The following is a 22,671-nucleotide window of genomic DNA, read 5'->3' as shown; positions in this document are numbered from 1 at the left end:
AGACATTTTGAAAATCTTGTGAAATAAATAAGAAATAAGTTGACACCACCAATTGATAAGCATTATCATTATAACTTTATATTGAAAAGTTTGAAGAACCGTTTTACAATAGGATTATAATTTTTATGATGATGTTTTCACATACATATTACCAGGAGGGAAAATAAAAATGGCAAAGTATACAATCGTTGATAAAGACACTTGTATTGCATGTGGAGCTTGCGGCGCTGCTGCACCAGATATTTATGACTACGATGATGAAGGTATTGCATTCGTAACATTAGATGATAACCAAGGTATCGTTGAAATTCCAGATGTATTAATTGATGACATGATGGATGCATTCGAAGGTTGTCCTACTGACTCAATTAAAGTTGCAGACGAATCATTCGAAGGCGACGCATTAAAATTTGAATAGTCTTTCTTGTTAACTTCAAAAAATCCCCTTCATTCCGATGAGGGGGATTTTTTGTTTCTATTCTTACAAATAACCATTCTCTCTCATTAAGAAACTTCACTTTCTTCCGTACTAATGAACAACAATTCTCCAAGGAATGATCGTTCCATAAAAAAACCATCAGGAATATTCATATTCCTGATGGTTCCTATTTATCCTGCACTAATGAGCAGTAATACCCCTACCTCAAAATTCTACAGGAAGCAAAAAAATCAGGGGGCTAAACTGCCCGTAAAAGCCCTATTGGTGAGGGCTAATAATCAGTGGGGATGAAGACCCCCACTGATTAAAGTTTCACTTTATCTTATGCATTTTTCATTTTTGTAAATACCCATACTTTCAATCGAGAAAATAGTGCAACAAAAACAACTGTTACTACAATTCCTTTAATTAAATTAAATGGTAAAATCGCTGTTACAATTGTTTGTCGCATCACACCGCTAGACATAGCAGGGGAATTTAAAAACCAAGTGTAAGCTGGTAAAATGATGAAATAATTTAACACACTCATAATCAATGTCATACTAATCGTTCCTAACATCAGCCCTGTCGTTAAACTTTTTACTGTGCGATGTTTACGGAACAAGAAGGCTGCAGGAGCAATAAAGATACATCCCGCAATAAAGTTTGCCACTTCTCCAACCGGAACTCCCGTTAAACTCCCTTGAATACCGTAGTGAAGAACATTTTTAATCCCTTCTACAATCACACCTGCAATTGGACTAAAAATAATTGCCGCTATTAAAGCTGGTACATCACTAAAATCAATTTCCAAAAATGGTGGAAGTCCTGGAAATGGAAAATCAAACATCATAAGTAAATACGCAATGCTACTCAGCATCGCTACGCTCACCATTTGTACTACACTTTTCTTTTGTTTCATCGTTCTCTCTCCTTTTCCATCGATCATCTCATGGAAAGTGGAAAGGTTCTGCTATGCCTAAATATATTCATGACACAAAAAAACCCTTTGTGTGATACACAAAGGGAGAATTTCAGGCACATCAAACAGACGTCCAAAAATCTATCTTTTTTGAACGCTTGAACCTCCATCTTCTCCCATCCAGACTGTACTGTCGGCTTTGGAATCACACCAAATCCTGCCTTAACGGCTCGCGGGCTTAGAACGAAAAAAGCTGTTCATCACCGCCGGTCGGGATTTTCACCCTGCCCCGAAGATAGACCGATATTCTATTTTCTCCATCATTATACAACAACATGAAACAGTTGTGAATAAAAATGCTTCTTACATATTATCTCATACGACATTTTTTCATGATTTTCTTATGGCCGAGTTCCTGAACACTCTATTTCACAACAAATAACTTCCATTAATAGGGATTATTATTTTCTTTTCGGACAGGATACAATGAAAGTAGAAACTTTCCAATTATTTGACAAAACGAGCTATTTTTTTACAATTCGCCTTTTTTCCTATACAATTCCCTAGTCATCCATACAGAAAAGTGATAAGATGTTGAATTGTTAAGATAAGAGCATTTTCTTAATATGGAGGAAATGTCATGAAGAAAGAGAAAAGACAATCTATTCAAGAAACGATGAAAAAAAACTTAAGAAAAGAATACTTTTACTTAAAAAAAGAATTACTTTTCTACTGTCCAATCGATTTAGGCACATTCTCAAGAGATACATACTATGCCACTTTTGATAAAGAGGGCATCAGTATTTATCAATATGAGAAAGCAACGGAAAGTAAACTTAAGCTATGTGAGCGCCACACCTGGAAAAGTTGGAAAAAAGTAAAAATCGATCATTATTTAACATCATCACATTTTGTTTTTCAAGGAAAACGAAATTGGATTCTTTCTCTATTTCATAAAGGGAAAGAAGCGCAAAAAATAATTGAGGAACACACTTCTTTACAAACTGAAGTTGTTTCCCGCTCCTTTTTGAAGAAACTTCCCGGATTTCGTTCTAACACAATTTTAAATAAATACATAGGCAGCATTTGTTATACAGCACTTATTGCTTTTTTATTAAAGTGGATTATTCCATTTCAAGTACAAATTGCCCTGTATTCATTTTCTATCGGTTGTATGCTTCTCGGTTTATTATTCTTGACTATCGGTTTAATCGAACCAACCATTGTGCTATTTCGAACGAATGAAAAAACGAGGGCAAAGGTCTTTTATTATTATAGCTATTTAGCTATTTCCGGATTTATATGTGTCTTTATTTTTTGGTAAAGAAGAAAAAAGAGCTAGTCAAACTAGCTCTTTTTTCTAGTTAATATATAATTTTTGATCTGGATAAATTTGATCTTGGCGCAGTGCATTTTTCGCTTTTAATTCATGAACTGTCATGTCAAATCTACGTGCAATACCGACTAGTGTGTCTCCTTTTTGTACGACATATACAGAAACTGATGCCACTTCATACCTATCTTCTTTCATAACAAGCAATGGGTTCATCGCATTTCTTTTCCCGATCGTCCAAGCTCCCTTATGAATTTCTAAATGTAAATGAGCACCGTATGATTCTCCTGTATTTCCAACTTCACCAATCACTTCTCCTCTTACAATGTGATCTCCTTGAAAAACATGACGCTTATTCAGATGAGCATACACAGCCTCGTATTCTCCGTGTTTCACAAACACAACATGACCATAGCTACCTGAGATATAAGACCTTGTTACGGTACCGTCTTGAATGGCAGCAACCGGCGTACCAATTGGAGCAGCTATATCAATCCCGTAATGCTTTCCATTCCTCGTTCCAAAATAGTCGCTAATTCTCCCATCAACAGGCCATGTCCATTGTTGTTCTCCAGCATAAGCATTCACTTGGGAAATAAAAAATAATCCGAAGACAAGTATCCCGATATTTAAAACTTTCATTAGAATGTCCTCCGTTTTTTAAATAACCGTTGCACTTTCTCTATTGTGGTATATTACGGAAAAAAGTATACAAAAAAAGAAAGAGGATTACTCCCCTTTCTTTTTTTCTTTATCACGAAAAACAATTGCACTTCGTTCATATTCAACGTCTTTCACCTCACGGCAATGCCACTTTGCAAAAATCTTACAGTGGCTGATCTGGTAAATATACAGAAAATGTCGTGCCTTCTCCAACCACACTTGATATGGAAACTTTTCCATCGTGACCTTGGACAATATTTTTAGCAATTGCAAGTCCTAAACCAGTACCACCTGTTTTCCCACGTGTTCTTGCTTTATCAGCTTTATAAAAACGATCAAACAAGAATGGAATATCTTCTTCAGGAATACCTGCCCCCGAATCTTGCACTTCAAAAACAAGTCCATTATTTTTCTTATCGATTACAAGCGCTACATTGCCACCCTCATTTGTATGACGGATTGCATTATCAATTAAGTTTGTCAACACTTGTTCCATACGATCTGGATCAAACGAATGTTGCTCAATTGATGTACGGAAATCGACCGCTAGCTGTACACCTTTTTCCTTTGCAATTCCTTGAAACTTACGACCAATCTTCTCTACAAACGGATGAATGTCCACTTCGAATATATGTAACTCTACATGACCGCTCTCCATGCGCGCTAAGTCTAATAGCTCATTTACAAGACGACCTAAGCGAACAGATTCATCATAAATAATTTGTACAAATTCATTTACTTCTTCTTTCGTTTGCACAATATCATCTAAGATTGCTTCACTATATCCTTGTAGCATAACCATCGGTGTACGTAATTCATGTGAAACATTCGCAATAAAGTCTTTACGCATCTTCTCAAGACGACGTTCTTCCGTCATATCACGCAGTACTGCAACAGCGCCACGAATTTTCGTTTGATTATACAGCGGTGTCATCAACACAACATAGTTACCCTTTTGTAAATTGATTTCAATCACTTGCTGTTGCTCGCTTTTCACGACAAGATGAAACAATTCAACAAGCTCAGGTGGTAAATTCATACTTAACTCTAATTCTTTTTCTTCCTGCCACACTTGTAAAAAGTGCTCAGCCGGCGGATTGATGACAACAACCTCGCCCTCTTGATTCAACGTCACAACACCATCTGCCATACTACTTAAAATGCTAGAAAGTTGTTCTTTTTCTTGCTGCAGCGCATTAATATTGAACTTCAATTGTTTTCCCATTTGATTTAACGCCGTTGCAAGCTCTCCTATTTCGTCTTGCGAAACCATCGGTGCTTTCGTATCAAATTTCCCGCGTGCTACTTCAAAGGCTACTTCACGCATTTTACGAAGCGGTGCTGTAATTCGTGTCGATAAGAAAAAGGCAAAGAATGTTGTTAAAATAATTGCAATTCCCGCTGATAGAAAAATAAAGTCCGTCGCTTTTTCCATACCTTGTATTGGAACCTGCAATGATTGATATACAAACACCGCACTATGATTTTCCGATTGTAATGGTTTACCCACAATCATAATATCATTTTCGGAATTTTTCTTTGTCTTCCCATCCGACACTTTTTTGATTTTCTCTATATTTTCTTTTTTATCTGTAAAAACAGCTGCTAAATCTTTATCATTCTTCAAATCAGCTATTGTAAGATTGACCAATCCTTCTTGTTTCGGAGAAGCAGAAACTTCATTATCGTCTTTGACAACAATAATTCGAGAGAGCGGGTCCGTAAACTTATATGCGATATTCTCAATTGTCTTTTCGTCAGCGCCTTCTTCAATTAATTCCGAAACGCTTGTTGCTACTTTCGTAAGCCTTGTTTTACTCATTTCTACATAATAGTTTTCAAAAAACTGTGAAAGTAAAATGGCAACAAAGCCAAGAACAAATGAAACAAGAAGCAATATGGTCATCCATAGCTTTCCTACTACACTTCTCCAAAGCATCAGTCGTTCACAACCTCAAACTTGTATCCAACACCCCATACAGTTACAATCATCTTCGCTGCATTTGGTGATTTTTTACTTAATTTTTCACGCAAACGTTTTACATGCGTATCTACTGTACGCAAATCTCCGAAGAATTCATATTGCCATACTTCTTTTAACAATTGCTCGCGGTCAAACACTTTGTCAGGCGCCTTCGCTAAAAATAGTAGTAGTTCATATTCCTTCGGTGTTAAATTGACTTCATCCCCATCAGCTGTCACGCGATGTGCATCATTGTCAATTGTTAAATGTGGGAATACAATAATATCTTTTGTTGTCGTATCTTGTGTAAAGAAAGTTGTTGTCACAGAACGGCGTAGCACCGCTTTTACACGAAGAACAACTTCACGCGGACTAAATGGTTTTACGATATAATCATCCGAACCAACTTCAAATCCTTGTACTCTGTTTACTTCTTCTCCTTTTGCTGTCAGCATAATAATAGGTGTTGCTTTTTTTTCACGAATGCCTTTACATACTTCAATACCATCTTTTCCAGGCATCATAATATCTAGCAAAATTAAATCATAATCATTTTGCAATGCTTTTTCTAAAGCTGTATCACCATTATCAGCCTCATCAATCGTATATTGCTCTCTCTCTAAATACATCTTTAATAAACGGCGAATACGATCTTCATCATCCACAATTAAAATCTTTGGTTCATTCTCCATTGCTACCCGCTGTGCATAAACATGCACCAACGGTTCACACCTACCCTTCTACAATGTAATACTGCGTTTACTCTTATCTCATAACAAGCAACTCCGTAATGACCGATTCCCTATTTCGGACATTATGCTTCACAAGAATAATAAAGTTTGTTCATTTTTCTTCCAAAAATATGTATTTTTCTTGAACAGGACATTTAGGCCTCGACATCATTTTACAAAATCGACCTGTACTTTGCCATGTTTTTCTCAAAAAAGAAAAGAAATTGACAAAAATAAAATAGAAAAGTGACAGCCACCTTCCTATTTTATCCTGCATGAATGAACAATACGCTCCCTAATTTCATGTTCTAAAGAAGGATATACCCTTATAATTCTTATGCATAAGAATGCAATCCTGCAATCACTAAGTTCACCGCTATAAAATTAAACATAATAATGGCAAATCCAATTACTGCAAGCCATGCTGACTTTTCACCATGCCATCCCTTAGATAAACGTAGGTGTAAAAATGCGGCATAAAAGAGCCATGTAATCAGTGCCCAGACCTCTTTTGGATCCCATCCCCAAAAACGCGTCCATGCAATTTGTGCCCAAATCATTGCAAAAATCAATGCACCTAACGTAAAGACAGGAAATCCAATTGCAACAGAGCGATATCCTATTTCATCAAGCAAATCACTATTTACTTTTTTAACTACTGGCTGAATCGCTGCAGCTACTCGTTTACGTAAAATTAATCTTAATAAGATGTAAAGCCCAGTTCCGATACATAGTGACCAAATCACTGTGTTTAATTTTTTCGCATTAATAATAGCAGGCGTTTCTATAACGGGTTCAAATTTGCCGGCTGTAACTAACTTCCCTTCATGTGGTCCAACTAACGCAGGAAGATTGTATTTCATCTCTGCTTGTTGCTCATTTTTATCAACCCATTGAAACTTTGCTTCATATTTTGCGCTAGAAAAGGCTGTTGTCACAGCTATAAAACCAACAGTACAAACGAGCGTAAACAATACAGTTTCAAGCCAAAATGTCCGCTTGCTTCTTTTTGACTGATCCACATTTTTAAGCAAGTATATAACTCCTGTAATAAAACTAATTCCTAAAATAGCTTGCCCAGCAGCTGCTGTTGTTACATGAATATGTAGCCAATTACTTTGTAATGATGGAATAAGCGGTGAAATATCTCTTGGAAACATGCTCGCATATGCAATCAATAAGAGAGCAACTGGTAGAGCAAATAAGCCTACTATACTTGCATGATACATAAAGTAAATAATAATAAATGCACCAACAAGCATCATGCCAAAAAATGTCCCGAATTCAAAAAAATTACTCACTGGCGCATGTCCCGATGCTATCCATCTCGTAACAAAGTACACTGACTGGGCAACGAAACCTAAAATTGTAATACTTATCCCTGCGTTTGCCCACTTTCGTCCTTTTTCTTTAATCGCTCCTCCGAAGAAAAGCGTTGCAATCAAATACAGAACGAAAGCAGCAAACAAGAAATTACTGCTTATTTGTACCATATACTCTCCCCACCTTAACTAATTTTTTTATCATTTTCTCTATCATTTACTTTGTCGTATGGTTGTGGAATCTTTGTTCCTTCCAGTACTTTTTCAATGTCCTTCCGTAAACCAAACCAGTTTTTATTTGTATGACCAGCAATCCACCATTCATCTTTAACACGTTGTATCCAGATGCGACGATGATTCCAGTACATTCCTTGAATTACACCAACCATGAAAATAAATCCTCCAACTGCAAGAATCCAAAGCGTCAAATCTTTTCGTACGGTAAGAGCCGTAGCATTGCGCATTTCTACCCCTGCAAATGTCATTTTATATTTATTGTTGCCTTCCGGTTCAATATTTTGCTGTATCCCAACAAAGCTGACTTCTCCTTCTGGCGTTTCTGGTGTAAACATTTTAAAAACAAAAGCTGGGTTATTTGGAAGTTTAGTTTTTGTGTTTGGATTTCCACTCTCATCAAAATAAAAATCTGGGAAATAGCTTAATAGATGAAGAGAATAGCCATTTCCTAAATCATATGTTTCTTTTGGATTGGCTAAATCAACTGTAATTGGACCCCACTTTTGACTGTTTTCTTTCTTCTGCAAAGTAAATGACATGTTCTTAAATTCGCCCTCTTTAAAATCAACTTGGTACACAGCAAAATTATCAAACTTCAGTGGTTCATTTACTCGAATCTCAGCTTCCTTTACCTTCTCTAATTTTGGCTTTTGTCCCGCTATGTTCTCTCCCACTGCTTTATATAATACGGCATTTGTTTGATAGTTTTTTGCAATCATTTTGTCGCCAACACGATCAATCGCATCATTAAACACTTCATCTTTTTTATTTTTTTTATCATAAACTTCTTTTATAAATTTCTCATTTTTTAAATAGTATTGTCCATCTGTTCCTGGAATTTCTTTCGTTTCACCGTCGCGTAGCCAAAGTGCTTCGTCCACATACATGCTCGGAAGAAAACGTAGCATTGCTCCAAATAGAACAAGAATGAGACCAATATGATTCACATATGGACCCCAGCGAGAGAATCGACCTTTTTCTGCTAAAATATGTTCCCCTTCCACTCGCACATTATAGTTTTTCTTTTTTAAATTGGCCTGTATAAGGTCTAAGTCACCTTCTTTTGGAGTTGCTGTTCCATACAGCCTTTGTCTCTTTAAAAAGCTTGGGTGTCTTTTCACCCCCTGCTTTTTCAGAGCCTTATAAAGGGGTATCACACGATCTAAGCTGCATATCACAAGTGACACACCAATCGATGCGATTAAGATCATATACCACCAAGAACTATATAATTTATTGAATCCTAATTGGTAATATAATTGTCCAAGAAAACCGTATTCTTGTTTATAATATTCACTTGGTGTAATACTCGGAGGTATGTACATTTCTTGCGGAAAAATTGTTCCAACTGCCGATGCCAAAAGGGTAATGATAATCAGCCATACCCCCACTTTTACAGAAGAAAAAAAGCTCCAAATTTTATCGACTATTGTTTTTGTATGTGTAAGAGAACGCCGAGCACTCCCTTCATATCGCATATCCAATAATTTTGTATCTTCATTTTTTTCAAAAGGTTTCCCACAGGCTTCACAAAAAATTGTGCCAATTGGATTTACATGCCCACATTCACACTTTGTACGTTCCAACATTCTCACCGCCTCTTGTTTCTTTCCATTATTGTATCTTCTACACACAAGTTACCACAATACTCAGAATTTTTATAAGAGGTGCTAAGACGAAGCGAAGCACCTTCATCTACCAATCACATATTATTGTCAAAATTGTAAAGGCTTTCTTCATTAAGGAGTAATCTTCTTCAAATACTCTTCCATTTGCTCTTTTGTTTGTGTACCTGTAATTTGCTCGATGACTTTTCCATCTTTATCTATTAAAAACGTTGTAGGCAATGGGCCAACGCCATATGTACCTATTATTTCTTGTCCTTTATCAATCGCAACCGGGAACTTTAATCCATATTGATTCACAAAATTTTTCACAGCTATTTTTGTTTCATCTGCATCTATCGCTATGATTTCAACGCCTTTTTCTTTATATTTTGGGTATAACTCATTCATATAAGGCATTTCTTTTTCACACGGTTTGCACCACGTTCCCCAAAAATTCAAGAATACGCCTTTTCCTTTCAGATCTTTTAGCTCAATCTTCTTATCTTCTAAATCTGAAACAACAAAGTTAGGAGCCTGTTTTCCAATTTGCATCTTTTCTTTATCGACAAATAGCCCTTGATAGAGTGTGAATCCTACTGCTCCACTTAAAATAAGCAAAATGAGAACGCGAAATAACAAGCGATTCTTCTTCATACTCTCTCCCCTCTCTTTGATGAATAAAAATAATCTATGCAATTTATATGTAAACAATTTCTGTACATGCTAGCTTGTCACTTCCTTCAATCTTGCCTTTACTTGCTTCCTAAAGGAAGGACTAATATATGTATATACCATAACATCCGAAAAACATTTGCTTGAACTAACCATCAGTGGGGAATAACCCCCACATAATGGAAATTTTACGTTATCTCGGTTTTGTAGAAGCAAGTGCTCGAAGTTGTTTTACCTCATGAGGAGATAACTCTCTTGCATCACCAGGACGTAAGTTGCCTACTTCTAAAAAGGCATAGCGTTCACGTTTTAGCTTCATCACTTTACAGCCAATTGCTTCAAACATACGGCGAACTTGGCGATTACGTCCTTCATGGATTGTCAATTGAACAATTGCAACCTCTTTACGACGATCCCAAGTAGTAATTTTCACATGAGCTGGCGCTGTTTTTCCATCTTCTAATACAACACCTTTTTCTAACATGCGAATTTTTTCACCTGTTAATGGACCTTTTACTTTTGCAACATATGTTTTCTCAACCTTATATTTTGGATGCATTAATATGTTTGCAAAATCTCCATCATTCGTCATAAGTAAAACGCCAGACGTATCATAGTCTAATCGTCCAACTGGGAAAAGACGTTGTGAAATGTCTGGGAAAAAATCTGTCACTACATTTCTCCCTTTATCATCTGATACACTCGAAATTACGCCAGTTGGTTTATATAGTAAAAAGTAAATAGGTTCTTCTTTTTCAAGAGGAATGTTGTTCACTTCAACTTTATCTTGAGGAGTTACTTTCGTTCCGAGTTCTGTTACCACTTTACCGTTGACTTTTACTTTCCCTTGCTGGATAAGCTCTTCTGCTTTCCTTCTTGATGCAATTCCTGCCTGTGCAATTACTTTTTGTAGTCGTTCCATTTCCTTTTTTCACCTCAAATTCATCTTACCTTCATTAGAAGGAGTTGGCAACTACCGGGAGCATACGGCAGTTTGCCACATATATCATTAACAACATAGCGATGGTTATAAACTTACAAAGGAAGAATGCAGTTTCATTCCTTTATTATTATTTACTTTCACATGCTTGTTCACAATAAAAGTTCATCATTTTGTCAAAAACACTCCACAAAAAAACCACTATTAAGCATCCCCTTAATAGTGGTTGTATACGTATTATAAGCGAATTCGCTCAAAAAATGAATAGCGATCACCGAAACAGTAAAGAAACAAATACAATAGAGCAAATAATTCCAATTAAATCAGCAAACAACCCTACCTTTAAGGCATCTCCCATTTTCCGGATACCAACAGCTCCGAAATACACTGTTAAAATATAAAAGGTCGTATCTGTACTTCCTTGCATCGTAGAAGCCAATCTTCCAATAAATGAATCTGGTCCATACGTCGCAATTAAATCTGTTGTAATACTTAAGCCTGCCGATCCTGAAATGGGACGGATAAGTGCAAGTGGCACGATTTCTGCTGGTACATGAATCATATCTAACATCGGCTTCATAAAAGTAATCATAGCATCTAATGCTCCAGATGCTCGAAAAATGGAAATGGAAACGAGCATTCCAACCATGAATGGCAAAATAGAAATCGCAATTTGAATCCCTTCTTTCCCGCCTTCCACAAACGATTCATACGTGGGAACTTTTTTTATTGTGCCATATAATAGAATAAAGCCAATTACACAGGGAATAACCCATAATGAAATCGTATTGACAATGCTCATTTTTTCCGCCCCTTTCTACTCCTTCTTCGGTAAAAATAGCGGTCAATCCAAATTGCCCCAATCATCGATAACACTTGTGCAATGAACGTGACACCAACAATTTCAGTCGGATTCGCCGATTCATATGTCATACGAATTGAAATAACAGTTGTTGGAATTAGCGTAATTGCCGATGTATTTAGAGCCAAAAACGTTACCATAGAACGGCTCGCTGAATCCTTCCCCCCATTTAATTCTTTCAGCTGCTCCATCGCCTTAATACCAAGTGGTGTCGCCGCATTTCCAAGCCCGAAAAAGTTTGCCATCATATTAGATAAAATAAATCCCATAGAAGGATGATCCTTTGGCACTTCTGGAAACAACCTTTTAACAACCGGCATAAAAAACGCGACTAATTTCTTTAGCAAACCAGCTTCCTCCGCAATTTTCATTAAACCAAGCCAAAAAACTAAAACGCTAATAAGTCCAATACAAATTGTTACTGCATCTTTTGAACCTTCAAAAACAGCTTTATTTACTTCCTCCATCGTTCCATTGACCATCGCATACACAATACCAATTAACGCCATTGCTACCCATACGAGGTTAACCATCCGTTCCAACACCTAGCATATGAGAAAAGATTTCTTGCACATCATTCCAATATACGCCTGTCGTAGCAATCAACTTTCTCTTGCTATAAAATAAATTACGCTCTCCTACTTCTTTTTCATCTACATAAGCAAGCGTCCGTCCTACTTTTTCTCCCTCCACTAATTTTGCTCCTTTATCTAGTTCTATCTTTAACGTAACCTGATCCTTTTCCTCGTTTGTTAACGGTACAGATAAATCATATTTTGTATAAATATGATTGGCATATTTCTTTTCCTGTACACCGGAAAGTGCTCCTTTTTGTAAAACCTTCGTTAGTTTGTATTGTTTAAACCCTTGGTCGAATAAATACATATGATCATCCCAATCACTTGACGCATTCAGTGTAACTACAATTAGATCTAATCCATCTTTCGAAGCCGTTGTGACAAGCGTACGTCCAGCCTTTTTTGTGAACCCGGTCTTTCCTCCTGTTGCATATTCATAATAGGACGTCACAAGTTTATGTTTATTTTTCCAAGGATAATCCCACGCTTTGGACTGATATGTTTTCGTACCAAAAATTTTCCGGAATATTTCATTTCCTATCGCGTATCGCGTTAATAGTGCCATATCATATGCAGACGAATAGTGTGTTCCATCACCATCTAAGCCGTGTGGATTTGAAAAATGTGTATCTTTCATTCCAATTTCCTTTGCTTTTTCATTCATTAAATAAACAAATCCCTCTATACTTCCCCCGACATTTTCAGCAATAGCTTGTGCTGCATCATTACCAGAACGAAGCATTAAACCGTATACTAAATCTTCTAGCGGTACTTTTTGTCCAGGTTTTAAATAAATTGCTGATCCTTCTACACGAACCGCTTCATTGCTAATAGGCACTGCTTCTTTCATTTTCCCTGATTCAGCAGCTAACAGAGCGGTCATGATTTTTGTAATACTTGCGATTTTTTCTGATTTATGTTCTAACTTCCCATATAAAACACGCCCGGAATGCTCTTCCATTAGTATAGCGTTACGAGCACTCACATCATTCATTTGTGCATATGTATTCGTCGGTATTACACTTGCACATATTATAATAAGTGTAATCACAATCCAAGTTCGTCTCATATCCCCCACGTCCTTTTGACACTTTTTGTACAAGTGTATGCTTGGACCTTTAAAATATGAACGAAAGATTCTTTTCCCTACAAGTGCCTGTTCAAAAAGGAGGATAAAGAGAGCCGAGCAGTTCGAGGAACGGAAGCCAGGAGGATACGGAGTGTAGATGGAACTACATGAGTACCGGAGTAGCGACGTAACAAAGAAATGCGACTGCTATCTTTACCGGACTTTTTGAACTGAACTTCCTCTACAATCGAAAAAAGACGCACAATTAATTATGCGTCTAATACGGTATCCATTCTAGTTGCTTCGCACTTTCAAACCTTTTTTCTACATCGGGCCAATTGACAATATTCCACCAATTTTTAATGTATTCTTCCTTACGATTTTGATATTGTAAATAATAAGCATGTTCCCATACGTCCAGGACAAGCAACGGAATCGTATCCCACTGTGTGAACAGTTGATGAAGAGTACTTTGTAAAATTTCTAATCGTCCTGAGCGAGGTACCCATACGAGAATGGCCCAACCGGAACCTTCCACTTTTGATGCGGCTTCTGTAAAATGCTTTTGAAAACGTAAAAAGCTACCAAAGTCCTTCTCAATTTCTCGAGATAATTCGCCCCGTGGACTCCCTCCCCCATCTTTTTTCATATTATTCCAAAATATCGTGTGCAAATAATGTCCTGATCCATGAAAAGCTGCTTCTCTTTCCCAATGCTTTAATAAATCAAATTCGTTTGTCTTTCTTGCTTCCTCCATCATTTTCTCTGCTTTATTGAGCCCCTCTACATAACTACGATGATGTTTATCATGATGCAACATCATAATTTCTCGAGAAATATACGGTTCCAATGCATTGTAGGGATAAGGTAATGGTGGAAGCGTGTGCCCTCCAATTGGAACAGAGCGCTCGATATATGTTCTTTCATATAAGTCATCTTGTTCGTTTTCTAACATAAATACTTCTTGTAAGTGATGTTGAATATGTTCCACATCATCACTTATCTCATACATAAATTCAGTATCTGTTTCATACTCATTTTCCTTCATACGCTCTAGTAGCATTTGAATTTTATATGCAAGCATATGGACATCATAAACTTCAGTTGCCCGACTATCCAATACATGAAGAACACTTTCGCACCAGCTTTCTACTTCATGGAAGTAATCTGTCAATACACCTTGCTGGTTCATAAGACACCTCCTCGATGCTATCCACTTTAAATATATTCAAAGTACACATCGTATATACCGTAGAAAAAAGCAAAAGAAGCTAGACCCCTCTAGCTTCTTTTTGTTCTCTAACACCTATGCAATATATCAACAATAGATGTGTATTCTTCGCTTTATCGTTAATATTTGTGCAACATCTTTGTTTGGTAGTCTGTTTCATAATATTCAAGTTCTTCACGCGTCATCTGAAACTTACCCTCCAGCTCTTGCATCACTTTCTCAATTGAGCGAGGTGGCACCTGTTGAAAAGCAATGGAATTTTTACCCGTATATGCAGAGCGACTATTTTCATACCACTGATCACTTTTTGGTGAAAAAAATTCAGCAATAACTTGATGATAAATCTTATATAATGTTGTCTCGGCAGCTTTTTTTCGAAATGGCTGACTACTCAGTAATACAAGGCATGCATCTAATCCTTCTTCACAAAATACAAGCAACCGTCGCAATGATGATAACAGCCCTTCATAATAATCCCGATTGCCTTCTGGTGACTCTTCCAATAAGGAAGGTAATGTATGATAATTTACATAATCAGTCATTAATGTAATGACTTCTTGTAAAAATACAGAAACCTGCTGTGTTTGATTTTCAACCATCGAATTAGACATATCCTTTTCTCTCCTTTGCCATTTTAAACAATTTCCACTTCTTTATTCTTATGTAGTTCCACTATTATGTCTTGTACTCTCCCTACTGTTTCAGTATCAAAATATTTTTGAAAATCTTCTATTATATTAATATACATACGCTTTTGCCCACGAAATTCTTCATTTTTTATGAAACACACGAGAGCAACAATATCACGTAAATATATGTCTTGTTCTTCGATTTGAAAAACTGGATTTCCTTCAAAAGGCGTAATTTCTTGTAAAATTTCTTCAAAATAACGGACATACAAAACAGAAAATGTTTTTTCTTGTCCTTCAAGAATATATGTCACTTCAGATCGGTTAAAAAAATCTTCTGATGTATTAGGTTGTGCTTTTTCTAGCTCATAGCCTGCGTAACCTGTAATAACCATTTTTCTCCCCTCTCTTTCTTTCTTTTATTTTAACTTATTTTTCAGAATAAACAAAACAAAAACCAGTAAGATCCGTACGAAGAAATGTGACATTTCCAATTTCATATAAAAAATAGCTTTTATATCCTGCAATTTATCTTTTTATTTTTCATGAAGTTTGTCATAATAAGACTATTGTCTCAGTTTTCTTACACAAGGAGAGTTGTATTTATGTCGTTTTCATGGAAACGTTTCTTACAAATCGGAAAAATTATTTTTCCATTTGTTGTCTTAACAATTGTGTTCTTTCAAGCTCGAAAAGAGTTGTCTGGTATTTCGTTTCGAGAGGCGATTGAAACAATTAAAAACATTCCAACCGGCGGAGTCTTTTTAGCAATTACGCTCGGTGCATTTGCTGTTTCGACAATGTTCTTTTACGACTTTGTCATGCTTCGCTACTTAAAAGCAGATATACCGGTACAAAAGATTTTTCGTGTTTCTTGGATTGCCAATTCTTTAAATGGATTTATCGGTTTCGGTGGACTTGTAGGAGCAAGTATACGTACAATGCTATATCGTCCACATGTGAAAGAAAGTGGCAAACTCATAAAAAGCATTGCTTGGATGACAACTGCTTTTATTAACGGGTTAGCTCTTCTCTCATTTCTCGGTCTCATAGGAATATTAGACACGAGATTTATTTTGCACGAAAAGCCTTGGCTATGGCCTGTCCTCATCTTTTTCGCCCTTTTTGTACCGTTATATATCGGTTTTTCCAAAATTAAAAATCGTAAACAACAGCAAGTAGAAGAGCAACAAATAGAAGAAAAAAACCCAACCATTCTCTATTCACTCGTTTCATTAGTGGAATGGCTCTCTGCTGGTATCGTAATGTACGTCATCTTACTTTTATTTGGAATTGATATCGATTTCCGTAAATTTTTAGGCGTCTATGTCATTGCGGCGTTAGCTGGGATTGTCAGCCTCGTGCCAGGTGGACTTGGTTCATTCGATCTCGTCTTTTTAACTGGGATAGGGCAATACGGGGTCGATACAGGGGTATTATTACCTGCGATGTTGTTATACCGTCTTGTCTACTACATTTTACCGTTTTGTCTCGGTTTAATTTTTGCAGCTTTTGAAATGACTGGAGCTGCTTTGAAAAAAATTGAAGATAAACCATTTATCGCACCCGCCTTAGAAACGACTGGTGTCATTTGGACACTCCAACGTGACTTTATAGGGAAATTAGGTTCATGGGCTTCAGCTGTTTTAACAGCTTTTGCTGGATTAATGGTCATCTTATCAACAATTTTACCAACAAGCATTAACCGTGCTCATGCATTACATATTTTAGCTCCAAAACATCTTATTCAACTTTCTTTTAGCTTATCGTTAACATTTGGGATTTTACTTGTTATCCTATCTCGAGGCATTTATTACGGAACAAAACGCTCCTACTATATGACGATTATTTCTTTAATTGGAGCAGCCATTTTTAACACGCTAAAAGGAATCGATGTGGAAGAAACGTTCATTTTACTGATTGTACTCGCTGTACTATATATGCTTCGTAAACGATTTGTACGTGAAAAAATGGAAGTTTCATTTTCAGATGGAATAAAAGTATTTATATTTTTACTTATTACACTATACCTGTATAAAAATCTTGGAATCTTATTTGCAGGAGCAAAAGAAGCTCTCAAGCCTGATTTCGTCGTTCGTAACATTACACAAGTAAAACGAAGTGCACTTGCCGCTGCCTTCTTCGTTCCAACTTTTTTACTCATTGGTTCAATTATAGCGAATCGTTATCGTAGTGTATTTCCCGGACAATCCGTTAATGACAAACGACTGCAAAACTTTTTAGATGAACACGGCGGAAATGTATTGAGTCATTTAGGATTTTTAGGAGATAAACAATTCTTTTTCAGCAGTGATGAAAAAGCACTCCTTCTATTTTCACCTGCAGGAAAACGACTCGTTGTACTCGGTGATCCAATTGGCGATCCTTCTTCGTTCCGTAAAGTACTACAAGAATTTTTAACAGAAGCAGATCGCTTTGGTTATATTTGTGTATTTTACCAAATTGAAAGTAAATGGATGAGCTTATATCATGACTTTGGTTATAACTTCTTTAAACTCGGTGAAGAAGCAGTTGTTGATTTAAATACGTTTACCATATCAGGGAAAAAACGTGCTGGACTTCGTGCTACCTTTAACCGTTTTGAACGTGAAGGCTATACCTTTTCAATTCATCAACCACCATTTTCTGACGAGCTATATGAGGAATTGAAGGAAGTATCAGACGCTTGGCTTGGACGAAAAAAAGAAAAGAGCTTTTCTCTAGGCTATTTTGATCGTGACTATATGAGCCGTGCACCTATTGCAACACTCTCTGATGCCGACGGAAAGATCATCGCATTTACAACATTTATGCCCGTCTATCAAAGCGGTGAACTGTCGATTGATTTAATGCGCTATTATCCAGATGCACCAGGAGGAATTATGGATGCGATCTTTATCCACTTATTCCAATGGGCGAAAGAAAATGAATATCATTCCTTTAACATTGGAATGGCTCCACTTTCTAATGTTGGTTTATCCGCGCAATCATTTTGGTCCGAGCGCGTCGCAGCGGCTATTTTTAACAACGTTCGTTATACGTATAGTTTTAGTGGCTTGCGCCATTTTAAAGAAAAATATAAACCAACCTGGAGCGGTAAATATTTAGCATTTCGAAAAAACCACTCTTTACCAATCACAATGCTTGCCGTAACAAAATTAATAGGAAAACGAAAAAGCAGCTAGTGTGTTAGCTGCTTTTTCGTTTTTGAACTTGTAATACAAACTCTTTTTCATACTTTTGCCCATTTATATAAAAAACACCCCATAGTTTATAACTTCCTTCTGCTGGAAACGTAATACGATATTGAAGTTGTTCTTCTTCATTTATAGGAAGCGCATATAAAAAATGTTCTTTTTTCTCATCAACAATATAAAGAGCCGCATGTTCTCCACTATTCGAGCGAAGTTTTAAACTTTCTCCCTTTTTTATTTGAAATTGAAATGTCAGGGTAACTGCTTCGTTTGGATGTAAGGCACCAAATAAGAGCGACATTTGATAATCACCAATTTTTTTTGTTAATACCGGATCTACAGGTAACTGCTTTTGTTTTTTCTTATCTTTCTCTTCTTTCTCTTCTTTCTCTTCTTTCCCTAAATGCTTCCGTGCAAAGGATTGTGCTGTTTTACCATGATCCTCATACAAAAAAATTGTTTGTATGTTTTCTTTTGTCACTTTTGTAGATAGTTTATAAGAGCCATTGCCAGAAAATGAAGGATTGATTCGCTGAACACCCTTTAACTGCTCGTCCACAATAACAGCCCTAATGTTATCGTTAACACCACGAATTTCATTATTACTTTTATTAAACAGTTGAAATTCAATGTCTACTTTTTCATTTCCCTCTCTGTTTTTTACATCCCATTTCACCTCTTGTATGGCCCCTGCTGTTTCCGTTGTTCCTTTATACTTTTGCATGTAGAATCCACCAAGTACAATAAATAATAAAGCAATCAGTCCTATGACAAGATTTTTCATGCACTCACCTGCTACACTTTTTCGTGAATTATAACACAATTCTGATATTTCATTCTATAAAAAAATAAAATATCTATTATTTTCTTCAGATCGAACAGAATTAGCCCCTGCTTATGCAAAAGAATTATTGAGATTAAGAAGGATTGATTCAACTATTGAAAACGTTCTTTCTCGTATATACTATATAAAACCATTTTGATTTTTCGACATATAAGCCGCGGCTATGGATAACAAAAGGTGACCTGCACTTGTTTTCTCTCTTTGTTTTCACTTGGTATGGGGCAGGAAAAGGATTTGACCACTTCTATGCATGGCCGGATGCTCTCTCCCGCCTAAAAAGAAGGGCCTTATGTCGGTTTTTAAATTTGGATTTATATACAAATGATAAAGTGCAGCTTTTCTCAGTGGGGTATTACTGCCCATTAGTGCAGGAAAAAACACTTTAATCGGTATGATTCCTATTGTATAATGCAAGTGATGTTGATTATACATATACATAACAAGGAGGATTTTTATGAGCATTCATATTGAAGCAAAACAAGGTGAAATTGCTGAATCTATTTTACTACCTGGTGATCCATTACGCGCAAAATATATTGCAGAAACATTTCTAGAAGATGTAACTTGCTATAACAATGTACGTGGTATGTTAGGATTCACTGGTACTTATAAAGGAAAACGTGTTTCTGTTCAAGGTACTGGTATGGGTGTTCCTTCTATTTCTATTTATGTAAACGAACTCATTCAAAGCTACGGTGTGAAAAATTTAATTCGCGTTGGAACATGCGGTGCTATTCAAAAAGATGTAAAAGTTCGTGACGTTATTATTGCGATGACAGCTTGTACGGACTCTAACATGAACCGCTTAACATTCCCTGGGTTTGATTTTGCACCAGCTGCAAACTTCGATCTTTTAAAGAAAGCATATGATGCTGGAACAGAAAAAGGATTACAAGTTCGCGTTGGTAATGTTTTAACAGCGGATGTATTCTATCGTGAAAGCATGGATATGGTAAAGAAACTTGGCGAATACGGTGTATTAGCTGTTGAAATGGAAACAACTGCTCTTTATACATTAGCAGCAAAATACGGTGTAAATGCATTATCTGTATTAACAGTAAGTGATCACATCTTTACTGGAGAAGAAACATCTGCAGAAGAACGTCAAACAACATTTAACGAAATGATTGAAATCGCTTTAGATGCAGCTATTCAACAATAATGTACAAAAGAACTTGTCATACGTCTGGCGAGTTCTTTTCTCATTTTGTATATATAAATACAAATTAAAAAACCGACATAAAACCTCTCTTTTTAGGTGGGAGAGAGCATCCGGCCATGCATAGAAGCGGTCAAATCCTTTTCCTGCCCCATACCAATTGAAAACAAAGACAGAAAACGAGTGCAGGTCACCTTTTGTTATCCATAGCCGCGGCTTATATGTCGAAAAATCAAAATGGATTTATATATGTATAACAAACACATAACGTGAATTTATTATTTATTATTGTATTATGTTATATGACTTTTTATAAAAAACTGCTTCTGAAAGAGACAGATTTTCAGTTCCTACTTTCTTTTATCGTTTGTTATAATAAAGAAGCTATTTACGCAAGTATTCTTTTATGAGGTGAAGAAGTGAAAAAAAGAAGTATTGTCTTTAAACTATTTCTATTAACATCAACTTTATTTACTGTTACCTTCCTCCTTTTTTTCCTTGGACAATCGTTGTTTTTAGAAAAGTTTTATATCAATAAAAAAATTCATACTGTCCAAACTTCTTTTGAGAACTTTTTAACAAGTTATGAAAAGAGCGGCGGAACATTTGAGGAAATTACAAAACTTAAACAACAATTTCATGAAAAAACAAATGCTGAACTCGTCTTATTAGATCCAAATGGAATTATAAAAGATGAAAACAATTTCTATATTGAAATTGTCAATAAATCGAATAAAACATACTCTATTCCGCTCAATAATATTTTAACGAATGATGAATATACAAAGTTCATGAATTTACAGTTAAAAAATAATGATGTTATTCTCATAGACGGAATTGTAAAAAAAGATATCATTATCCCTGTTGAAATTACAACTCGTTATAATTCATGGAAAAATGATAACATCATTTCTGACTTTAAATTATTTGATATCGATTGGACAAATGCAAAGAATAACAAATATACAAAAGATACAAGACTCGGTATTCAGCGTTTTGAAGGTATTGTATCTAAAATTCACCTTCCTTCCAAAAATGACATCCGCCTTGCAAACAATGTAGATACATTATTTCAAGGGATTCAACATTGGGGAGTATCCGTATTACTTGGTAAAGCGAATTCAAACGAACTGACAACATATACAATAGGTGGAGAGAATGAAGTTAAAAGTCAAATTTTCGTAAAACCGGTTTTAGAAAACGGTGAACTTAAGGAATATGCTTTTGCAATGACTTCCTTACAACCTGTTGATGAGGCTATGCTTGTTTTAAAAGATTATTACGTCTATGCACTGATTATTGTCTTCTTCATTATTATTTTACTATCATTTTATTATTCAAAAATTATTGTTAAGCCGCTTATTAAAATGAATCGAGTTACAAAAAAAATGGCTAACTTTGATTTCACTGAAAAATTACCTGTGTCAGCGGACGATGAGATTGGCGGTTTATCTAGTAGTATTAATACATTATCTGTTAACTTAAAGGACCGAATTGATCGATTGAACGTAGCGAATACAAAATTACAACAAGATATCGAGCGGGAACGCCAATTAGAAAAAACACGAAAAGAATTTATTTCTGGCGTATCTCATGAATTAAAAACACCATTAAGTGTCATTCGAAGCTTTGCAGAAGGCATTAAAGATGGTGTCAGTAAAGACAACAACTACTATACAGATGTTATTTTAGAAGAAACAGAAAACATGAACCGACTCATCGTTGAAATGTTAGAGTTAGCAAAACTAGAATCTGGCACATACAAATTAGAAATGAATACTTTTTCACTTGGTGAACTTGTTCAGCAAGTCTATACAAAACTTCTATTTAGTATGGAAGAAAAACATTTACACGTAGAAATCGATGCAAATCCTTCTATTTATGTAGAAGCAAACCGCAATCGTATTGAGCAAGTTGTTATCAATTTACTTAGCAATGCGATTCGCTATACACCAGATAGTAGAGAAATCCGTATTCGTGTAATAGAAAATGACGAAAAAGTTAAAGTAGAAATTGAAAACACTGGAAATCCCATTCCCAATGAAAGTTTACAAAAAATATGGGATCGCTTCTACCGTCTAGATGCTTCACGTAGCCGTCATACTGGTGGTACGGGACTTGGACTATCGATTGTAAAAAATATATTAGAACTACATCATGCCGAATACGGTGTATATAATACCGATGATAGTGTTGTCTTTTACTTTGATTTACAAAAAGTAAAAGAAGTCAAATAATTTGTCTCAATTTCACGAGGAGTTCACATGAAATTCACACCCTACCTTTATAGTAGTAAC

Annotated in this window: 20 protein-coding genes and 1 riboswitch; of the genes, 5 read left to right on the top strand and 15 right to left on the bottom strand. The window is 36.0% G+C overall.

Annotation, left to right across the window (positions count from 1 at the left end; all coding sequences use genetic code 11):
- Positions 1 to 169 precede the first annotated feature (169 nt).
- Complete coding sequence (locus tag QRE67_RS07255; protein ID WP_286124228.1) at positions 170 to 418, top strand: ferredoxin; 249 nt, start codon at positions 170 to 172, stop codon at positions 416 to 418.
- Between the two features lie 343 nt (positions 419 to 761).
- On the opposite strand, the gene QRE67_RS07250 is transcribed toward QRE67_RS07255, so the two are convergent.
- On the bottom strand, positions 762 to 1,340 hold the full coding sequence (locus QRE67_RS07250; protein WP_286124227.1) for an ECF transporter S component: 579 nt from the start codon (positions 1,338 to 1,340) through the stop codon (positions 762 to 764).
- A 164-nt stretch (positions 1,341 to 1,504) separates the two neighbouring features.
- Positions 1,505 to 1,641, bottom strand: a riboswitch (FMN riboswitch).
- Between the two features lie 339 nt (positions 1,642 to 1,980).
- Here QRE67_RS07250 and QRE67_RS07245 point away from each other — a divergent pair.
- The gene (locus tag QRE67_RS07245) at positions 1,981 to 2,664 is read left to right on the top strand and encodes a hypothetical protein (protein ID WP_286124226.1); all 684 of its coding nucleotides are present in this window, start codon (positions 1,981 to 1,983) and stop codon (positions 2,662 to 2,664) included.
- A gap of 36 nt (positions 2,665 to 2,700) precedes the next feature.
- Here QRE67_RS07245 and QRE67_RS07240 read toward each other — a convergent pair whose 3' ends face one another.
- The 13 genes from QRE67_RS07240 to QRE67_RS07180 all read right to left on the bottom strand — a co-directional run bounded on the left by QRE67_RS07240 (position 2,701) and on the right by QRE67_RS07180 (position 15,572).
- The gene (locus QRE67_RS07240) at positions 2,701 to 3,315 is read right to left on the bottom strand and encodes a peptidoglycan DD-metalloendopeptidase family protein (protein WP_286124225.1); all 615 of its coding nucleotides are present in this window, start codon (positions 3,313 to 3,315) and stop codon (positions 2,701 to 2,703) included.
- Between the two features lie 184 nt (positions 3,316 to 3,499).
- Positions 3,500 to 5,275 (bottom strand): ATP-binding protein, encoded by a 1,776-nt coding sequence (locus QRE67_RS07235; RefSeq protein ID WP_286124224.1) that lies wholly within the window; start codon positions 5,273 to 5,275, stop codon positions 3,500 to 3,502.
- Positions 5,275 to 5,991, bottom strand: a complete 717-nt coding sequence (gene resD, locus QRE67_RS07230) for a DNA-binding response regulator ResD (RefSeq protein WP_286125207.1) — start codon at positions 5,989 to 5,991, stop codon at positions 5,275 to 5,277. Before resD ends, QRE67_RS07235 begins: the two co-directional genes overlap by 1 nt.
- A 374-nt stretch (positions 5,992 to 6,365) precedes the next feature.
- Positions 6,366 to 7,523 carry a c-type cytochrome biogenesis protein CcsB gene (ccsB, locus tag QRE67_RS07225; RefSeq protein WP_286124223.1) on the bottom strand — a complete coding sequence of 386 codons (1,158 nt, stop codon included), beginning with the start codon at positions 7,521 to 7,523 and terminating at the stop codon, positions 6,366 to 6,368.
- A gap of 14 nt (positions 7,524 to 7,537) precedes the next feature.
- Positions 7,538 to 9,178 (bottom strand): cytochrome c biogenesis ResB family protein, encoded by a 1,641-nt coding sequence (locus QRE67_RS07220; RefSeq protein WP_286124222.1) that lies wholly within the window; start codon positions 9,176 to 9,178, stop codon positions 7,538 to 7,540.
- 150 nt (positions 9,179 to 9,328) lie between these two features.
- On the bottom strand, positions 9,329 to 9,850 hold the full coding sequence (gene resA / locus QRE67_RS07215) for a thiol-disulfide oxidoreductase ResA (protein WP_286124221.1): 522 nt from the start codon (positions 9,848 to 9,850) through the stop codon (positions 9,329 to 9,331).
- A 211-nt stretch (positions 9,851 to 10,061) separates the two neighbouring features.
- The gene (gene rluB, locus QRE67_RS07210) at positions 10,062 to 10,790 is read right to left on the bottom strand and encodes a 23S rRNA pseudouridine(2605) synthase RluB (RefSeq protein WP_286124220.1); all 729 of its coding nucleotides are present in this window, start codon (positions 10,788 to 10,790) and stop codon (positions 10,062 to 10,064) included.
- Between the two features lie 289 nt (positions 10,791 to 11,079).
- The gene (gene spmB, locus QRE67_RS07205) at positions 11,080 to 11,610 is read right to left on the bottom strand and encodes a spore maturation protein SpmB (protein WP_286124219.1); all 531 of its coding nucleotides are present in this window, start codon (positions 11,608 to 11,610) and stop codon (positions 11,080 to 11,082) included.
- Positions 11,607 to 12,203 (bottom strand): spore maturation protein SpmA, encoded by a 597-nt coding sequence (spmA, locus tag QRE67_RS07200; RefSeq protein ID WP_286124218.1) that lies wholly within the window; start codon positions 12,201 to 12,203, stop codon positions 11,607 to 11,609. Before spmA ends, spmB begins: the two co-directional genes overlap by 4 nt.
- Complete coding sequence (locus QRE67_RS07195) at positions 12,196 to 13,317, bottom strand: D-alanyl-D-alanine carboxypeptidase family protein (protein ID WP_286124217.1); 1,122 nt, start codon at positions 13,315 to 13,317, stop codon at positions 12,196 to 12,198. Before QRE67_RS07195 ends, spmA begins: the two co-directional genes overlap by 8 nt.
- 277 nt (positions 13,318 to 13,594) lie before the next feature.
- Positions 13,595 to 14,509, bottom strand: coding sequence for a superoxide dismutase (locus tag QRE67_RS07190; RefSeq protein WP_286124216.1), 915 nt, complete (start codon positions 14,507 to 14,509; stop codon positions 13,595 to 13,597).
- Positions 14,510 to 14,667: 158 nt separating this feature from the next.
- Positions 14,668 to 15,159: a DUF3907 family protein gene (locus tag QRE67_RS07185; protein ID WP_286124215.1), complete on the bottom strand. Its 492-nt coding sequence runs from the start codon at positions 15,157 to 15,159 to the stop codon at positions 14,668 to 14,670.
- Between the two features lie 23 nt (positions 15,160 to 15,182).
- The gene (locus tag QRE67_RS07180; protein ID WP_286124214.1) at positions 15,183 to 15,572 is read right to left on the bottom strand and encodes a hypothetical protein; all 390 of its coding nucleotides are present in this window, start codon (positions 15,570 to 15,572) and stop codon (positions 15,183 to 15,185) included.
- 210 nt (positions 15,573 to 15,782) lie between these two features.
- Between QRE67_RS07180 and mprF the strand changes: the two genes are divergently transcribed.
- On the top strand, positions 15,783 to 18,362 hold the full coding sequence (mprF, locus tag QRE67_RS07175) for a bifunctional lysylphosphatidylglycerol flippase/synthetase MprF (protein ID WP_286124213.1): 2,580 nt from the start codon (positions 15,783 to 15,785) through the stop codon (positions 18,360 to 18,362).
- A gap of 4 nt (positions 18,363 to 18,366) precedes the next feature.
- On the opposite strand, the gene QRE67_RS07170 is transcribed toward mprF, so the two are convergent.
- Positions 18,367 to 19,155 (bottom strand): DUF8832 domain-containing protein, encoded by a 789-nt coding sequence (locus QRE67_RS07170; RefSeq protein ID WP_286124212.1) that lies wholly within the window; start codon positions 19,153 to 19,155, stop codon positions 18,367 to 18,369.
- Between the two features lie 514 nt (positions 19,156 to 19,669).
- Between QRE67_RS07170 and deoD the strand changes: the two genes are divergently transcribed.
- Together deoD and QRE67_RS07160 are read left to right on the top strand one after the other, a co-directional pair.
- A complete protein-coding gene (deoD, locus tag QRE67_RS07165; RefSeq protein ID WP_286124211.1) occupies positions 19,670 to 20,377 on the top strand; it encodes a purine-nucleoside phosphorylase in 708 nt (235 codons plus the stop codon).
- A gap of 416 nt (positions 20,378 to 20,793) precedes the next feature.
- The gene (locus QRE67_RS07160; RefSeq protein ID WP_286124210.1) at positions 20,794 to 22,611 is read left to right on the top strand and encodes a sensor histidine kinase; all 1,818 of its coding nucleotides are present in this window, start codon (positions 20,794 to 20,796) and stop codon (positions 22,609 to 22,611) included.
- Positions 22,612 to 22,671: the final 60 nt, after the last annotated feature.

Origin of the sequence: Bacillus sp. DX3.1 (genome assembly GCF_030292155.1) — a bacterium.
Classification (GTDB): Bacteria; Bacillota; Bacilli; order Bacillales; family Bacillaceae_G; genus Bacillus_A.
This window is presented reverse-complemented; position numbering and strand designations above follow the sequence as displayed.

Bases quoted from the DNA above. Each gene is read 5' to 3' on its own strand.
- QRE67_RS07255 (WP_286124228.1), top strand. From the start codon at position 170: ATGGCAAAGTATACAATCGTTGATAAAGACACTTGTATTGCATGTGGA.
- QRE67_RS07250 (WP_286124227.1), bottom strand. From the start codon at position 1,340: ATGAAACAAAAGAAAAGTGTAGTACAAATGGTGAGCGTAGCGATGCTG.
- QRE67_RS07245 (WP_286124226.1), top strand. From the start codon at position 1,981: ATGAAGAAAGAGAAAAGACAATCTATTCAAGAAACGATGAAAAAAAAC.
- QRE67_RS07240 (WP_286124225.1), bottom strand. From the start codon at position 3,315: ATGAAAGTTTTAAATATCGGGATACTTGTCTTCGGATTATTTTTTATT.
- QRE67_RS07235 (WP_286124224.1), bottom strand. From the start codon at position 5,275: ATGCTTTGGAGAAGTGTAGTAGGAAAGCTATGGATGACCATATTGCTT.
- resD (WP_286125207.1), bottom strand. From the start codon at position 5,991: ATGGAGAATGAACCAAAGATTTTAATTGTGGATGATGAAGATCGTATT.
- ccsB (WP_286124223.1), bottom strand. From the start codon at position 7,523: ATGGTACAAATAAGCAGTAATTTCTTGTTTGCTGCTTTCGTTCTGTAT.
- QRE67_RS07220 (WP_286124222.1), bottom strand. From the start codon at position 9,178: ATGTTGGAACGTACAAAGTGTGAATGTGGGCATGTAAATCCAATTGGC.
- resA (WP_286124221.1), bottom strand. From the start codon at position 9,850: ATGAAGAAGAATCGCTTGTTATTTCGCGTTCTCATTTTGCTTATTTTA.
- rluB (WP_286124220.1), bottom strand. From the start codon at position 10,790: ATGGAACGACTACAAAAAGTAATTGCACAGGCAGGAATTGCATCAAGA.
- spmB (WP_286124219.1), bottom strand. From the start codon at position 11,610: ATGAGCATTGTCAATACGATTTCATTATGGGTTATTCCCTGTGTAATT.
- spmA (WP_286124218.1), bottom strand. From the start codon at position 12,203: ATGGTTAACCTCGTATGGGTAGCAATGGCGTTAATTGGTATTGTGTAT.
- QRE67_RS07195 (WP_286124217.1), bottom strand. From the start codon at position 13,317: ATGAGACGAACTTGGATTGTGATTACACTTATTATAATATGTGCAAGT.
- QRE67_RS07190 (WP_286124216.1), bottom strand. From the start codon at position 14,509: ATGAACCAGCAAGGTGTATTGACAGATTACTTCCATGAAGTAGAAAGC.
- QRE67_RS07185 (WP_286124215.1), bottom strand. From the start codon at position 15,159: ATGTCTAATTCGATGGTTGAAAATCAAACACAGCAGGTTTCTGTATTT.
- QRE67_RS07180 (WP_286124214.1), bottom strand. From the start codon at position 15,572: ATGGTTATTACAGGTTACGCAGGCTATGAGCTAGAAAAAGCACAACCT.
- mprF (WP_286124213.1), top strand. From the start codon at position 15,783: ATGTCGTTTTCATGGAAACGTTTCTTACAAATCGGAAAAATTATTTTT.
- QRE67_RS07170 (WP_286124212.1), bottom strand. From the start codon at position 19,155: ATGAAAAATCTTGTCATAGGACTGATTGCTTTATTATTTATTGTACTT.
- deoD (WP_286124211.1), top strand. From the start codon at position 19,670: ATGAGCATTCATATTGAAGCAAAACAAGGTGAAATTGCTGAATCTATT.